The sequence below is a fragment of the Priestia sp. TRN 1309 genome (assembly GCF_050846875.1).
GTDB classification, from domain to species: domain Bacteria; phylum Bacillota; class Bacilli; order Bacillales; family Bacillaceae_H; genus Priestia; species Priestia zanthoxyli.
The window spans coordinates 377,588-392,166 of the sequence record NZ_JBOZGM010000001.1 but is presented as its reverse complement, the minus strand read 5'-3'; the positions used below and the strand labels follow the sequence as shown (position 1 = coordinate 392,166).

Here is a 14,579-nt window from a genome sequence, read left to right as displayed (position 1 = left end):
GTGGCGAAACGCCACTTCATTTTTATTTTGCATACTCTACTGCTCTTGTTTCGCGAATAACCGTTACTTTGATGTGGCCAGGATAATCCAGCTCATCTTCAATTCGTTTTCGGATATCTCGAGCAAGTCGATGCGCTTCTAGATCACCAATCGTATCTGGTTTCACCATAATACGAACTTCACGCCCTGCTTGAATTGCAAATGATTTTTCAACGCCTTCATAAGACTCTGAAATTTCTTCTAACTTTTCAAGACGACGAATGTAGTTTTCTAACGTCTCACTGCGAGCACCTGGTCTTGCAGCAGATAATGCATCCGCTGCTGCAACTAGTACAGCAATGATTGATGTTGGTTCTGTATCTCCATGGTGAGAAGCAATCGCGTTAATAACAACCGGATGTTCTTTATACTTTGTAGCTAATTCAACACCGATTTCTACGTGGCTTCCTTCTACCTCATGGTCAATTGCTTTACCAATATCATGTAACAATCCTGCTCGTTTGGCTAACGTTTCATCTTCACCTAATTCAGCAGCCATAAGTCCTGATAAATGAGCTACTTCCATTGAATGTTTCAGCACATTTTGACCATAGCTTGTTCTGAATTTTAAGCGACCAAGAATTTTCATCAAGTCTGGATGCAACCCGTGAACACCGACTTCAAACGTCGTTTGTTCACCGACTTCACGAATATATTCGTCCACTTCGCGGCGAGATTTTTCAACCATTTCTTCAATACGTGCGGGATGGATACGACCATCTTGAACGAGTTTATCAAGTGCAATTCTTGCTGTCTCACGACGAATTGGGTCAAATCCTGATAAAATAACTGCTTCTGGCGTATCATCAATAATAAGATCAATTCCTGTCAAAGTTTCAAGCGTACGGATGTTTCGACCTTCTCGACCGATAATTCGGCCTTTCATTTCGTCATTTGGCAAGTTAACAACTGAGACAGTCGTTTCAGCAACATGATCTGCTGCGCAACGCTGAATAGCAAGTGAAAGAATTTCTTTCGCCTTTTTATCGGCGTCTTCTTTTGCACGGTTTTCTGTTTCTTTTACCATTATTGCAATGTCGTGGGAAAGTTCATTTTCAACACGATCTAAAATAATCGCTCTTGCATCTTCTCTTGTTAAGCTTGAAATACGCTCTAGCTCTGTTTGCTGTGCACGTACTACTTCTTCAACTTTGCTTTCCATCTCTTCAATATGCTGTTGTTTAACAGTAAGAGAATCATCTTTCTTTTCAAGTAACGCTTCACGTTTATCAAGTGATTCGTCTTTACGATCAAGATTTTCCTCTTTTTGCATTAATCGATTTTCTTGTTTTTGAAGTTCTGCTCGACGATCACGAATATCTTGTTCTGCCTCTGTACGAAGCTGATGGATTTCATCCTTCGCTTCTAGTAAAGCTTCTTTTTTCAAAGCTTCCGCCTCGCGGGTTCCTTCATCAATAATTTGTTCTGCACTAGACTTTGCTCCCGCAATTTTAGCTTCAGCAATCGATTTACAAACAAAAAAGCCAACAACTGCACCGACGATTAGGCCAAGCAAAGCGAAGATGATTGTATTAGTATCCATCATTTCACCTCCCCTTGCTATAAACTTGTAAGTTTTAAATTTCATGTCGGCATGTACATCGTATTCACCTTTCAATATACACACAAAGGCTTTTAAACGCTAAAATGTTTTAAAAAGGGAAAATATACATCTTAATTGTAAATCTGTGCATTTTTATTGTCAAGCCTGCCTCTACAGTATATATTGAAATTTCGTATGTTACTTTTCTAGCATTAACAATTTTTACAAAAAAAAGACCCCTTCTTTGAAATAGAGGAGTCTTTTTTTATCTCGCAGCAAATTAAATATTTAAATCGCCTTGATCGTCATCCTCAGGAGCTGGCTCTCCATCTTGGTCTAAACCATGATGTTCACGCACTTGTCCCGCAATTTCCTGACGAATATCAGTATTTTCTTTTAAGAATTGCTTTGCATTTTCACGGCCTTGACCTAGACGCTCGTCATTATATGAATACCAAGATCCACTTTTTTGGACAATATCTAGTTCAGAAGCGATATCCAAAATTTCACCCTCTTTTGAAATACCTTCTCCGTACATAATATCTACTTCGGCAGCACGGAAAGGCGGAGCTACTTTATTTTTCACAACTTTAATTCTTGTTTTGTTACCTACGATATCATTTCCTTGCTTTAACTGCTCTGCACGACGCACTTCTAGACGCACTGAAGAGTAGAATTTAAGCGCACGTCCACCAGGAGTTGTTTCAGGGTTACCAAACATTACGCCGACTTTTTCACGAATTTGGTTAATAAAGATAGCGATTGTTTTAGACTTGTTAATAGCTCCAGATAGTTTACGCAATGCTTGAGACATTAAACGAGCTTGTAGACCCACGTGAGAGTCTCCCATTTCTCCTTCAATTTCCGCTTTTGGCACTAACGCTGCTACTGAGTCAACAACAATAATATCTACTGCGCCGCTTCGAACTAAAGCTTCTGCGATTTCTAAAGCTTGTTCTCCTGTATCAGGCTGAGATAATAACAGCTCATCAATATTAACACCTAATTTTTGAGCATATACAGGATCTAACGCGTGCTCCGCATCGATAAATGCAGCCTGTCCGCCCTGCTGTTGAACTTCTGCAATCGCGTGAAGAGCAACTGTTGTTTTACCTGAGCTTTCTGGGCCATATACTTCCACCACACGTCCACGTGGATATCCACCTACGCCTAAAGCTATATCTAATGCTAATGAACCACTTGGAATTGTAGAAATTCTTTTTTCCGTTTGTTCACCTAATTTCATAATTGAACCTTTACCAAATTGCTTTTCAATTTGCTTTAAAGCCATATCAAGGGCTGCTTGACGATCGTTCACTCAATTTCCTCCTCTATCTCTTTGAAATCATCTATAAACTGCAAACTTACTACGATGTAGTAGCAATGTCGAATTAACAACTTTCTATAACTTACTATACTAGTTTTTGGGTCGTTTGACAAGCAAAAAGCGAATAAATGTTCGTTTTTTATAAAATTAAAAAAAGGCTGCTTTGGTAAAACTAAGCAGCCTTTTTTCTTTATTTTTTTATCGTCTTCAATACGTAATGACAGCCGTAATTAACCGTTCGTGAACGAATTCCTTGGCGGCTTCCAGATAGCTGCAAGCTGTAAACTTGAGGAGTTTGATCCTTATAAGCGACCCCTATATGCACTGTTCCTACAGGGTGTCCTTCTTGTTTAGAGGGTCCAGCTACACCCGTAAAACCGATGCCAATATCCGTTTTGTATAACTGTTGAATACGCTGAGCCATTTCAGCCGCGCACTGCTCGCTAACGGCTCCGTACTGATTCAGCGTGTGTTCGCTCACTCCGAGAATATTTTGCTTGATTTCATAATGATAGGCTACCAGGCTGCCTTTAACAACTTCTCCAGCACCTGAAACAGTTGTTAAACGTTCGCTGAATAACCCGCCGGTTAAACTTTCGGCTGAAGCAATCGTCAAGCCTTGTGCCGTTAATTCTTTTACCAATTCATTATGTAAAGAAGTTGCTTCGTATCCATATAAATACTCGCCTACGCGCTCTGAAATGGTTTTTTCCACTTCGTCTAACATGCGCTGTGCTTCAGCAGCATCAGCGTGCTTAGCAGTTAAGCGAAGCGTCACTTCTCCATCTCCTGCAAGCGGTGCAATCGTCGGGTTTGTTTGCGCATCAAGCAAATCTTCAATTTCCGTCTCAAGCTGTGATTCTCCTATTCCGAAAAAACGAAGAACGCGTGATTCAATACTTTCTTTTAATTCAAGCTTTTGAGCTAAAAATTCTTGACCATATGCTTCATACATTGGATAGAGCTCTTTTGGCGGCCCTGGGAATAGCATATAGTGTTTTCCCTCTACTGTAAGCCCCATACCTGGAGCCATTCCGTAATCATTAGGGAGCACTGTCGAACCTTCAAGTACAATTGCCTGTTTTTTATTGTTAGGTGTCATGATACGATTTGACTGTTTGAAATAGGCTTCAATGCTTTCAAGTGCTTCCGCATTTGTTGTCAACTCTACTCCTAGCACACTCGCAATTGTTTCTTTTGTTAAATCATCTTTTGTAGGACCAAGCCCGCCTGTGAAAATAATTAACTCTGCACGTGTTTGAGCTGTAGCAATCACTTCTTTCAAGCGCTGTGCATTATCTCCTACTACTGTATGATAGTAAACATTAATTCCAAGTTCGGCTAATTTTTTCGATAAATACTGAGCGTTTGTATTGGCAATTTGCCCAAGCAGCAGCTCAGAGCCGACTCCAATAATTTCAGCGTTCATCATATCATCTCCATCTTACTTATTTTGAATTAACAAAAGCCTGTTTGTTTTTAGCAAAGTAGTCCCAGCCTGAAATAACCGTAAAAATCACTGAGATCCAAAGCATTACGCTAGCAAACGGAATGGAAATCCATTCAAAAGGCAAGTTGTACAACAGAATAGCTGAAATAGCTAAAATTTGAGTCCATGTTTTAATTTTACCTAACATATTGGCTGCTACAACTTCTCCTTCCCCTGCTAGTACAAGTCTTAAACCTGTGATAGCAAATTCACGGCTAATAATGATGATAGCAGCCCATCCTGCACCTGCAATTAAATCTAAGTCAACAATAGCTACAAGCGCAGCTGAAACCAACAGCTTGTCTGCTAGTGGATCTAAAAACTTGCCCAAGTTCGTGACTAAATCGTACTTTCTTGCATAGTATCCGTCGATCCAGTCTGTTGTAGATGCAATAATAAATAATGCCGCCCCTAATAGATGAGCGATCGGAATCTCTTTTCCTGCTGCCTCTACTGTGCCAAATGGTAGCGGCACCATCATAAAAATGAGGAATACGGGAATTAGAAAAATTCGCGAAATGGTAATCTTGTTTGGTAAATTCACTTCTTCTGCCTCCAATTACTGTTACAAACTGAAAGCGTGCAAACGAAGTTGTTTGCACGGCTTTGGTTTTATTATAGCGTGAATGAGTGTTTAATTCACATATTATCTTTATTTACACCCTGACCACTTTTTAAAACAGGCTGTTTACTGTGCTTCTGCCGGCTGATATTGAATCGTTACAACTTGTCGAACTTGCTTGGATGAATCAAACGGCAAGTCAACCGCTTTTCCATTTACTTTTAACTCTACTCCAGGTGAATAACCGATGTTGACACGAGCTTCCGTTTCTTTCGTCAAATCAAATTCTTTTGTTTCACCTTTTTTTAGAATGGAGCTAAAGAAAGCATTTCCTTTTCCATTTTTCACATCTAACCAAGTATCTGCTTGAGTGGATGTTACTTCTAGGTTAAATGCATCTGTACCGGAAAGAGCATACGTAGCACTTCTGCCTGTTTTTTGAACTTCCTTGTATTCTTGTTTACCGCTGTCTTTCTTTTCTTTTTCAGCTTTTTCTTTCTCAGCTTTTTCTTTTGCGGCTTTTTCTTTTTCAGCTTTTTCTTTTTCTTGTTCTTTCTTATCAGCAGCACTTTGTTCATCTTCTGACTTGCTATTGTCATTTTTTGCAGTAGTTTCATTCGTTTCTTCCTGCGTGTTAGACTGCTGAACTTCGCTGTTTGGAGCTTCTTGGTTAGCCTGCTCCTTGTTTTTATCCGAGACGATATTTTGAGCGATTACCCAAATAATAATCCCAACAACTACAACTCCCGCCACCACTAGAACAGTTGGAAGGTAGTCATATGCTTTTGAAACTCCTTTTGTATGCTGAGGAATTTCTTTGCGGCTGCGAACGCGCGAAAGCTGCTGCGGCATGTCTTCTGTTTGAGTTGAAGGAATGTCTGATTTGTATTCTTCAAAAATAGCATCTGTGTCCAACCCAATTGCTTCGCAGTATTGCTTAATAAACGCTCGTACGTAAAATTTCCCTGGCATAACCTCATAATTGCCTTCTTCAATGCCAAGTAAATAGCGTTTTTGAATTTTCGTTAGTTTTTGTAAATCCTCTAACGACAATCCTTTGCTTTCTCGTTCTTGTCTTAACCTTTGTCCTAACTCTGTCAATGCTAACACCTACCAATTATGCTAAAAATCAAACATCGATAATCCACCGTCTTGAAACATTTGAGGACCTTCCATTATTTCATATGTAATCTTCTCATTGGGGTCATTTCTTATTTCAATAATGTAGGCAAAATCATCTAACGAATACTCGGTATTTTGTACAAATACATCCGGATGCTCCACGATTTTTGTCGCGGGTACATTCATTACTTCTCGAACAAGCTGCCAGTGCTTTTCATTCGCTCGTTTTGTCGATACAATCCCGTCAATGATAAAAATATTATCAGCGTTGTATTCGTCAGCAATAAGCTGACTGCGAATCGTTTGTTTTAAGAGTGTAGAAGACACAAAAAGCCACCTTTTGTTCGCACATACGCTAGCTGCTACAATCGATTCGGTTTTGCCTACTCGCGGCATACCTCGAATACCGATAAGCTTATGACCGTCTTGTTTAAACAGTTCCGCCATAAAATCTACGAGCAAACCTAATTCATCTCTTACGAAACGGAATGTCTTTTTATCATCTGCGTCACGCTGAATATAGCGACCGTGACGCACTGCTAACTTATCACGCAATTTAGGCGGTCTCATTTTTGTCACAATGATATTATCCATTGTTTTCAAAATAGATTCAAGCCTGTCTATTTGCTCATGTGAATCACAGCGCAGCAATAATCCACGGCGAATATCATCCACTCCATTAATTGTGACAATATTAATTGACAACATTCCAAGAAGCGATGAAATATCACCTAAAAGACCCGGACGATTTTTTTGTATTTGATATTCTAAATACCACTCAATTTTCTCCATCAAACCCCTCCCATTTCTTGGCTGGCCTTCGAGAGGTGCCCCCTTTTTTTCACCTAGTTTAACTATAAATGATTTCCATTATATTATAAACCCTAAAGGCAAGTAGTTCTACATTTGTTATGTATGTAAGCGCTTATTTATTTGTACTATTTAATTCTAAGAAAAAAGGAGCTTTCACACGCGGTGAATTAGCTCCTTTTTAGAAACGATAACTTATTTTACTGATCCGTTATTTTGAACTAATTTCACCATGCTGCTCGCAATCGCATGCTGCTCTTCTTTAGAAGCAACGCTCCAAAGGTCTGCTAAAATTCGCTCTTGATCATTTTTTGCATCAACTTGGTTTGCTAAATATCCACCAATTTGATAAGCAAGATCATGAATAACTTCTTCTTGCATTCCTTCGTTTTGTGCATGATGTAAACGGTCGCCTAAAAAATCTTTCCAGCTATCCCAGTTTTCTAATACTGACATGAGTAGCCCTCCTTAAGGTTTATTCATATCATAGTTTGTACCTTGTTTTTAATTTTATGCACACTTTATATGTACCAACCGCCATTAACCGATAATATTTGTCCAGTTATATACGAAGCACGTGAAGATATTAAATATGAAACCGCATCTGCCACTTCTTTTGGATATCCTATTCTTCCTAAAGGGATCTCTTCAGCCAGCTCTTTAACCTCTTCTTTTGAATAGCTGGCCATCATATCCGTTTCAATCGCTCCGGGCGCAACTCCATTGACGCGAATTCCACTTAATGCAACTTCTTTTGCCAAAGCTTTTACAAACGTATTTTGGGCGCCTTTTACCATTGAATAAAGAACTTCAAACGAAGCTCCTGTAAGTCCCCAAATGGAAGAAATCATGATAATTTGTCCGCTTTTAGCACTGATCATTTTAGGCAGCAAAGCTTTTGTAATAACAAAGGGAGCCGTGATGTGAAGATAGATCATTTCTTCGGTTTCATTTGCCGAAGCATCTGTCATTAACCCGCTAATGCTTCGTCCGCTGTTATGAATAATAACTTCTACGGGAACAATAATCTCCTTTAAAAACTTCTCCACTCCCTCTTTACATGATAAATCCGCTTGTACTGTAAACACGGTTTTCACCTTTTCAGCTAGCTCATGTGCAAGCGCCTCTATTTTGTCTTTTCGTTGATGATAGTGCAAAATAAGCGAGTATCCATCTTCAGCCAATTGCTTAGCAATCGCTGTGCCAATTCCTCCGCTTGCACCTGTCACAAGGGCAAATTTCTCCATAGCCTTCTCTCCTTTACATGCAAAAAAGCTGATGAACATCAGCTTTTTTGGCAACAATCATCTTTATTTAGGTACTACTTCACAAACCGTAAAGTTCTTTTCATCAATAATCTCGTTTAGCACATCTTTTATTTCGTTTACCTTCAGTTTTTCTAGCGTTTCAACAATATCAAATAAATTCATATCATTAAACGCATAGCGTGTAAACTGATTAGCGATAAACTCAGGTGAGTTTAATGAACGTAAAAATCCGCCGATTTTCTTTTTACGAATACGTTCAAGTTCCTCTTCTGTTAGTGATTTTGTTTTCATTTCAAGTAAAATTTGTTTAACTCGATCATACAGCTGTTCCGGTTGATCCGTATCTCCTCCGATAAGAGCAAAACCAAATCCTCTTTCCTCCGTATAATCATACGCAAACGTTTCATCAATGAGTCCGTCTGCATACAACTCCTCATAGTACGAAGAGCTTTTTCCAAATGCATAATCTAAAATGATATTCATTGCTAACTCGTATTTAAGCATTTCTCCGCCTGAACGCTGCGGATTTTTCGCTTTTAGACCCACCATACATTTCGAAGACTGCACCGGCATTTTTAATACTTGTTTTTCTTGATCCACCGTTTCAGGCTCTTCGTCAAAATGACGCTGTATGTCAGAGATTTCTTTATAATCTTTTTTCTGCTGATTGTCTCGAACTTGCTTCATTACTTTTTCCGCATCAACAGGACCTACAATGAACAACAGCATGTTGCTCGGATGATAAAACGTTTCATAGCATGTGTACAGTAAATCTTTATTAATATGTGAAATTGATTCGATCGTGCCAGCAATATCAATTTTAACAGGATGGTTTTTGTACATATTTTGAATGGTACCAAAATACAAGCGCCAGTCCGGATTGTCGTCATACATTGTAATTTCTTGACCGATAATGCCCTTTTCTTTTTCTACCGTTTTTTCTGAGAAGTACGGCTCTTGTACAAAGTCCACTAATGTTTCAAGATTTTCTTCAAAGTTAGATGTACAGCTGAATAAGTAAGCTGTGCGGGTAAAAGAAGTAAATGCATTGGCCGAAGCACCTTGTTTACTAAACTGCTGAAAGACATCTCCGTCTTCTTTTTCAAATAATTTATGCTCTAAAAAGTGGGCAATTCCATCCGGAACTTTTGTCATTTCATTTTCATTTAGCGGTACAAATTGATTGTCAATCGATCCGTAGTTTGTTGTAAAAGTGGCAAACGTTTTGTTAAACTCCGGTTTTGGCAAAATGTATACCTGCAGCCCGTTATCCATTTTTTCATGATACAGCTGTTCTTGAAGCTGCGAAAATTCAATTTTCTCCATTTTCTTCACCGCCCGTTCCTGTTAAGAAATAAATTGTATCCATTTCAATTTTCTCAGCCACTTTAATAATTTCCTGCTTAGATACCGCATCAATATGCTTTAAGTATTCATCAATTGAAATATCTTTACCCGTTAATTCATTATGATACATAACCTCTACTAGTCCTCGTGGAGTATCCACCGTTTCAAGCAGTTGGTTGTGAATAACGGCTTTCGTTTGAGCGATTTCGCCGTCTGTAAACGATCCTTGTTTCATTTCCTGCATTTGTTCTTTAATAATCGTAACAGCTTGGTCGTAATTTTTAGCATCAATACCCGACATGACCATTAGTAATCCTTTATGACTCTCTACTCTCGAAGCAGCATAGTAAGCTAAGCTCGCTTTTTCACGCACGTTAATAAATAGCTTGGAATGTGAGAACCCTCCGAATATCCCATTGAATACTTGAAGAGCAAAATACTGTCTATCTCCGTATACAACGTTTGTACGATAGCCAATATTTAATTTCCCTTGTTTGACTTCTTGTTTTTCCACCACTTCATTTACGTTTGAGATCTCTTTAGACGTGATAGAATCTTCAATGTCTTTTTGCTCGCGCTTTGGTAAAGTAAATGTTTCTTTTACTGTTTGTAAAACCTCTTCGACTTGCAAATCTCCAATAGCATAAAGGTGAATGGCATCTTCTTTTAACACCTGCTGATAATAGGCGTACAAACTTTCACCTGTAATTTCTTCCACATCGTCAATTTGACCGTTTACATGTAAAGAGTAAGGTTCTTCCTTACACATTTCTTCAACTAGTCTTAAATTAGCATAGCGCATTTTATCATCAAATACGGCTTGAATTCGCTGACGAAGCGAACGCTTTTCTTTTGTCATAATATCCGTTAAAAAAGAGTCCCCTTCAACTGCTGGCTTTAATAAAATATCGCCAAGAAGAGCTAACGCTTTTTGCAAAAGCGGAGTTGAATCTTTCAAATATTTTTCATTCGCTATATCAATGCGAATCGTAATATCGTGGTTATCACCTTTTTTTGTTAAGTCTACTTGTAAAGTAGCACCATAAAGCTCATCTAAATATGTACGAAGCTTTGTCGTAGACGGCAGCGACTCGGTAGCGCTTTGAAGCACATAAGGTAAAAGGGCACGCATTGTCACCGTTTTCTTATCTAAAGGGGCATTTAGTTTTAAAATGAACGTGTTTGTTTTGTACTTAGCTGTTTGAATGGTATGAACAGTCAATCCTTCTAGTTCATGTTTTTGTTCAGTCAATAATTTCATATATAAACCTCCTTTTAAATTTTGATGTATTAACTAGACAATACTTCTATTTTGAATCTTTAACGCTAATTTTAGTCTTATAACCACTATATCGAATTCAAGGAAACATTTTCAAGTAACTTGCCGCGCGCTTCCTCATTTCTTTTCATATTCTTTCTCTCAATGAAAAAAAGGCGGAGAAAAGAATATGATTTCTTTGTCTCCACCTTCTATATTTATCCAACTTTAGTCATTGTTAGACCTCGTATAGAGGATTTATTAGCGGCGGCCTTTTTCATAAGGAACGCCCAGCGCTTTAGGAGCCTCAGCACGTCCTACAAAACCAGTAAGCGCTAAGATTGTTAATACGTACGGTGCAATGGTTAAAAGGACGGATGGGATATCTTGAATAACCGGAATCTGAGCTCCCGTGATACTCAAAGACTGTGCTAATCCGAAAAACATGGCTGCACCTAAAGCACCAATAGGATGCCACTTCCCGAAAATCATGGCCGCAATAGCAAGGAACCCTTGTCCAGCAATCGTTCCCGCTGCAAAGTTTGTAGCGATAGACGTGGCATACACCGCTCCGCCGATTCCAGCGAACATGCCGGAAATCATAACGCCAACGTAACGCATTCTCACAACTTTGATCCCCATCGTGTCTGCTGCCATTGGGTGTTCACCAACTGAACGAAGACGGAGACCAAACGGCGTTTTATAAATGATGTACCATACAGCAAAAGCTAGCGCAATCGCAATATAAGACGTAATAGGAACGTTCGAAAACAGAATTTTACCGATTACTGGAATGTCTGATAAACCTGGAATACTTACTTTATCGATACGGAATTGAATAAAATCTGTTTGTCCTTTCCCAAAAATCTTTTTAATTAAAAAGATTGAAAGACCCGCAGCTAGAAAATTCAGGGCTACACCACTTACAGTTTGATCTGCTTTTAATGTAATGCTTGCAACAGCATGAATCAGCGAGAACACAGCGCAAACAACAGCCGCAATTACTATTGCTATCCACGGGGCCCAAGCACCTAATGAATCCTGAAGTAAAAGGGTTGAAACAATACCTGTGAACGCGCCAAACATCATCAGCCCTTCTAATCCAATGTTCACGACCCCGGAACGTTCACTAAATATCCCTCCAAGCGCGGTAAAGATAAGCGGTGCAGCTGAATAAAGCGCCGCTGGAATAATAATGGCTAATACCTCTAAGAAGTTCATTTTGCTCCCCCCTTGCCTGCACGGCCAAGCACCCAGCGAATTAAATAACTAGATGCAACAAAAAAGATAATAAGCGCAATGACAATTTGAATTAATTCAGACGGTACGCCTGTCATAAAGTTCATTTGAGGAGCCGCAGTTTGCAGTCCTCCGAAAAAAAATGAAGCTAATAAAATTCCAATTGCGCTGTTAGCTCCTAAAAGGGCTACGGCAATACCGTCAAATCCCGTACCCGTAAACGCAGTGAATGTGCCCATATACTGAAATGTTCCAAGCCCTTCCATAGCCCCGGCAAGCCCGGCAAAAGCGCCTGAAATTGCCATGGATAACACAATGTTTCGGCCTACATTCATTCCTGCATACTGTGAAGCATGCTGATTAAAACCAACGGCTCTTAGCTCGAAGCCCTTAGCTGTTTTATTCAAAATAAACCACATTACGACGGCTGCAGCGATGGTAATAAGAATGCCGTAATGAAGGCGGGAGTTATTGGTTAACTGTGCTAAAAAGCTTGATGCTAAAGATGCCGATTCTTTAATATCATACGATTTTTCATTACCCGCGTATAAATACGTACGGATTAAGCTGCTCGTGGTGTAAAGGGCAATATAGTTCATCATGATGGAAACAATTACTTCATGAACATGAAATTTTGCTTTTAAAAATCCTGGAATAAACGCCCAAATTGCTCCAGCTGCAGCTGCTGCTAATACAGCTAAAGGAATATGAATGACTGCTGGTAAATCAAACGCATACCCAACCCATACTGAAGCCAACCAGCCAACTAAAAGCTGTCCTTCTACTCCAATGTTAAAGAGACCGGTTTTATAAGCAAACGCAACCGCAATACCGGCCAGAGCAAGAGGCGTCATGGCACGAATCGTTTCTCCAATGGCTTTTGGCGTTCCAAACATCCCGTCAAAAAGAGATTGATAGCCAAGCATTGGATCATAGCCGCCTAGTAACATAATAACCGCTCCGGCAATGAGTCCTAATATGGCCGATACAACAGGGATCAAAATCATCATTACACGTTCATTTTTCACAAGTTTATTCATGCTGTTCCACCCGCTTTCTCACGCGTACCGCCTGCCATTAATAGACCTAACTCTTGTTCATTCGTTTCTTTTGGATCTACAATGTCAACTATTTTCCCTTCATAAATAACCGCAATGCGATCGCTTAGATTCATTACTTCATCTAGTTCTAGCGAAACGAGCAGCACTGCCCGTCCTTTATCTCGTTCTTCAATCAGCTTTTTATGAATAAATTCAATGGCTCCTACATCCAGCCCCCTCGTTGGCTGAGCTGCAATTAATAGTTCCGGACTGCGGTCTACTTCACGGGCAATAATGGCTTTTTGCTGATTTCCGCCCGATAGCGATCGCGCTTGCGTATATTCACTAGGGGTTCGCACATCATATTCTGCAATTAACTCTTTTGCTTTTTTATACAGCTCTTTATAATTCAAAATACCTGATTTAGACATCGGCTTTTGATAATACGTTTGAAGACCGATATTTTCACCAATTGTATAATCTAATACCAGCCCATGCTTGTGGCGATCCTGCGGAATATGACCTACTCCTGACTCCGTAATTTTACGCGTGGATAACGTAGACAACTCTTGATTTTTTAACGTGACCGAGCCCGACTTTATTTTTCTTAGACCCGTAATTGCCTCAATCAGCTCTGTTTGGCCATTTCCATCCACACCCGCGATGCCTACAATTTCGCCTGCTCGAACGCTTAGATCAAGTGAACTTACAGCCTCTACTCCTCGGCTGTCTTCTACTACTAATTCTTTTATTGTTAACACAGCTTCTTTTGGAGTCGCTGTTTTCTTTTCAGTTTTAAAATGTACTTCTCTTCCTACCATTAAAGCAGCAAGTTCATCAGGGTTGGTCTCTTGCACATTTACCGTACCAACCCCGACACCTTTTCGAATAATTGTACAGCGGTCACACACTGACATAATTTCTTTTAATTTATGCGTAATTAAAATAATCGACTTTCCTTCTTGAATTAATTTTTTCATAATTTGAATTAATTCCGTAATTTCCTGAGGTGTTAAGGCGGCAGTAGGTTCATCAAAAATAAGAATATCGGCTCCTCTGTAAAGCGTCTTTAAAATTTCCACTCGCTGCTGCATGCCAACTGAGATATCTTGAATCTTCGCATATGGATCTACCGATAATCCATATTGATTTGAAAGCTCTTGAATATCTTGAGCTGCTTTTTTAATATTGATTTTCCCCGTTCGCGTCGGTTCGTTCCCAAGAATAATATTTTCTGTGACTGTAAAGTTTTGAACAAGCATAAAATGCTGATGAACCATTCCAATTCCTAAGTCATTCGCTACGTTAGGGTCCGTGATTTTGACTTCTTGGCCGTTTACACGAATCTGCCCTTTTTCAGGCTGATAAAGCCCAAATAAAACGTTCATCAGCGTTGACTTACCTGCACCATTTTCTCCTAACAAAGCATGAATTTCTCCCTTTTTCACTTGGAGTGTAATATTGTCATTAGCGACAATACCGGGAAACTCTTTGCGAATATCTAGCATTTCAATAACATATTCCACTACTTTCAC

General features: G+C 39.4%; 13 protein-coding genes. All 13 read right to left on the bottom strand.

Annotated elements, in window-relative coordinates; translation table 11 throughout:
* Window positions 1-22 precede the first annotated feature (22 nt).
* Window positions 23-1,582: a ribonuclease Y gene (gene rny, locus ACRPLQ_RS02005; protein ID WP_013058803.1), complete on the bottom strand. Its 1,560-nt coding sequence runs from the start codon at window positions 1,580-1,582 to the stop codon at window positions 23-25.
* Between the two features lie 280 nt (window positions 1,583-1,862).
* Window positions 1,863-2,900 carry a recombinase RecA gene (recA, locus tag ACRPLQ_RS02000; protein ID WP_013058804.1) on the bottom strand — a complete coding sequence of 346 codons (1,038 nt, stop codon included), beginning with the start codon at window positions 2,898-2,900 and terminating at the stop codon, window positions 1,863-1,865.
* A gap of 199 nt (window positions 2,901-3,099) precedes the next feature.
* Window positions 3,100-4,341 (bottom strand): competence/damage-inducible protein A, encoded by a 1,242-nt coding sequence (locus ACRPLQ_RS01995; RefSeq protein WP_028411381.1) that lies wholly within the window; start codon window positions 4,339-4,341, stop codon window positions 3,100-3,102.
* Window positions 4,342-4,357: 16 nt separating this feature from the next.
* Entirely contained in the window at window positions 4,358-4,942 is a 585-nt protein-coding gene (pgsA, locus tag ACRPLQ_RS01990) for a CDP-diacylglycerol--glycerol-3-phosphate 3-phosphatidyltransferase (RefSeq protein ID WP_028411382.1), read from the bottom strand.
* 144 nt (window positions 4,943-5,086) lie between these two features.
* A complete protein-coding gene (locus tag ACRPLQ_RS01985) occupies window positions 5,087-6,061 on the bottom strand; it encodes a helix-turn-helix domain-containing protein (protein WP_025750272.1) in 975 nt (324 codons plus the stop codon).
* A gap of 21 nt (window positions 6,062-6,082) precedes the next feature.
* Window positions 6,083-6,874 carry a DUF3388 domain-containing protein gene (locus ACRPLQ_RS01980; protein WP_013058808.1) on the bottom strand — a complete coding sequence of 264 codons (792 nt, stop codon included), beginning with the start codon at window positions 6,872-6,874 and terminating at the stop codon, window positions 6,083-6,085.
* Window positions 6,875-7,087: 213 nt separating this feature from the next.
* A complete protein-coding gene (locus tag ACRPLQ_RS01975; RefSeq protein ID WP_013058809.1) occupies window positions 7,088-7,348 on the bottom strand; it encodes a DUF3243 domain-containing protein in 261 nt (86 codons plus the stop codon).
* Window positions 7,349-7,413: 65 nt separating this feature from the next.
* A complete protein-coding gene (gene ymfI / locus ACRPLQ_RS01970; RefSeq protein ID WP_311264942.1) occupies window positions 7,414-8,139 on the bottom strand; it encodes an elongation factor P 5-aminopentanone reductase in 726 nt (241 codons plus the stop codon).
* 63 nt (window positions 8,140-8,202) lie between these two features.
* Entirely contained in the window at window positions 8,203-9,486 is a 1,284-nt protein-coding gene (gene yfmH / locus ACRPLQ_RS01965; RefSeq protein WP_025750276.1) for an EF-P 5-aminopentanol modification-associated protein YfmH, read from the bottom strand.
* On the bottom strand, window positions 9,473-10,768 hold the full coding sequence (gene yfmF / locus ACRPLQ_RS01960; protein ID WP_028411385.1) for an EF-P 5-aminopentanol modification-associated protein YfmF: 1,296 nt from the start codon (window positions 10,766-10,768) through the stop codon (window positions 9,473-9,475). The genes yfmH and yfmF overlap by 14 nt, the downstream gene beginning before the upstream one ends.
* Window positions 10,769-11,026: 258 nt before the next feature.
* Entirely contained in the window at window positions 11,027-11,986 is a 960-nt protein-coding gene (locus ACRPLQ_RS01955; protein WP_074893335.1) for an ABC transporter permease, read from the bottom strand.
* The gene (locus ACRPLQ_RS01950; RefSeq protein ID WP_432235648.1) at window positions 11,983-13,044 is read right to left on the bottom strand and encodes an ABC transporter permease; all 1,062 of its coding nucleotides are present in this window, start codon (window positions 13,042-13,044) and stop codon (window positions 11,983-11,985) included. The genes ACRPLQ_RS01955 and ACRPLQ_RS01950 overlap by 4 nt, the downstream gene beginning before the upstream one ends.
* The gene (locus tag ACRPLQ_RS01945) at window positions 13,041-14,570 is read right to left on the bottom strand and encodes an ABC transporter ATP-binding protein (protein WP_028411387.1); all 1,530 of its coding nucleotides are present in this window, start codon (window positions 14,568-14,570) and stop codon (window positions 13,041-13,043) included. Before ACRPLQ_RS01945 ends, ACRPLQ_RS01950 begins: the two co-directional genes overlap by 4 nt.
* Window positions 14,571-14,579: the final 9 nt, after the last annotated feature.

Coding starts and splice junctions, on each gene's coding strand:
- ACRPLQ_RS01995 (WP_028411381.1), bottom strand. CDS start 4,341: ATGATGAACGCTGAAATTATTGGAGTCGGCTCTGAGCTGCTGCTTGGG.
- ymfI (WP_311264942.1), bottom strand. CDS start 8,139: ATGGAGAAATTTGCCCTTGTGACAGGTGCAAGCGGAGGAATTGGCACA.
- rny (WP_013058803.1), bottom strand. CDS start 1,582: ATGGATACTAATACAATCATCTTCGCTTTGCTTGGCCTAATCGTCGGT.
- yfmF (WP_028411385.1), bottom strand. CDS start 10,768: ATGAAATTATTGACTGAACAAAAACATGAACTAGAAGGATTGACTGTT.
- ACRPLQ_RS01950 (WP_432235648.1), bottom strand. CDS start 13,044: ATGAATAAACTTGTGAAAAATGAACGTGTAATGATGATTTTGATCCCT.
- ACRPLQ_RS01955 (WP_074893335.1), bottom strand. CDS start 11,986: ATGAACTTCTTAGAGGTATTAGCCATTATTATTCCAGCGGCGCTTTAT.
- yfmH (WP_025750276.1), bottom strand. CDS start 9,486: ATGGAGAAAATTGAATTTTCGCAGCTTCAAGAACAGCTGTATCATGAA.
- ACRPLQ_RS01980 (WP_013058808.1), bottom strand. CDS start 6,874: ATGGAGAAAATTGAGTGGTATTTAGAATATCAAATACAAAAAAATCGT.
- ACRPLQ_RS01975 (WP_013058809.1), bottom strand. CDS start 7,348: ATGTCAGTATTAGAAAACTGGGATAGCTGGAAAGATTTTTTAGGCGAC.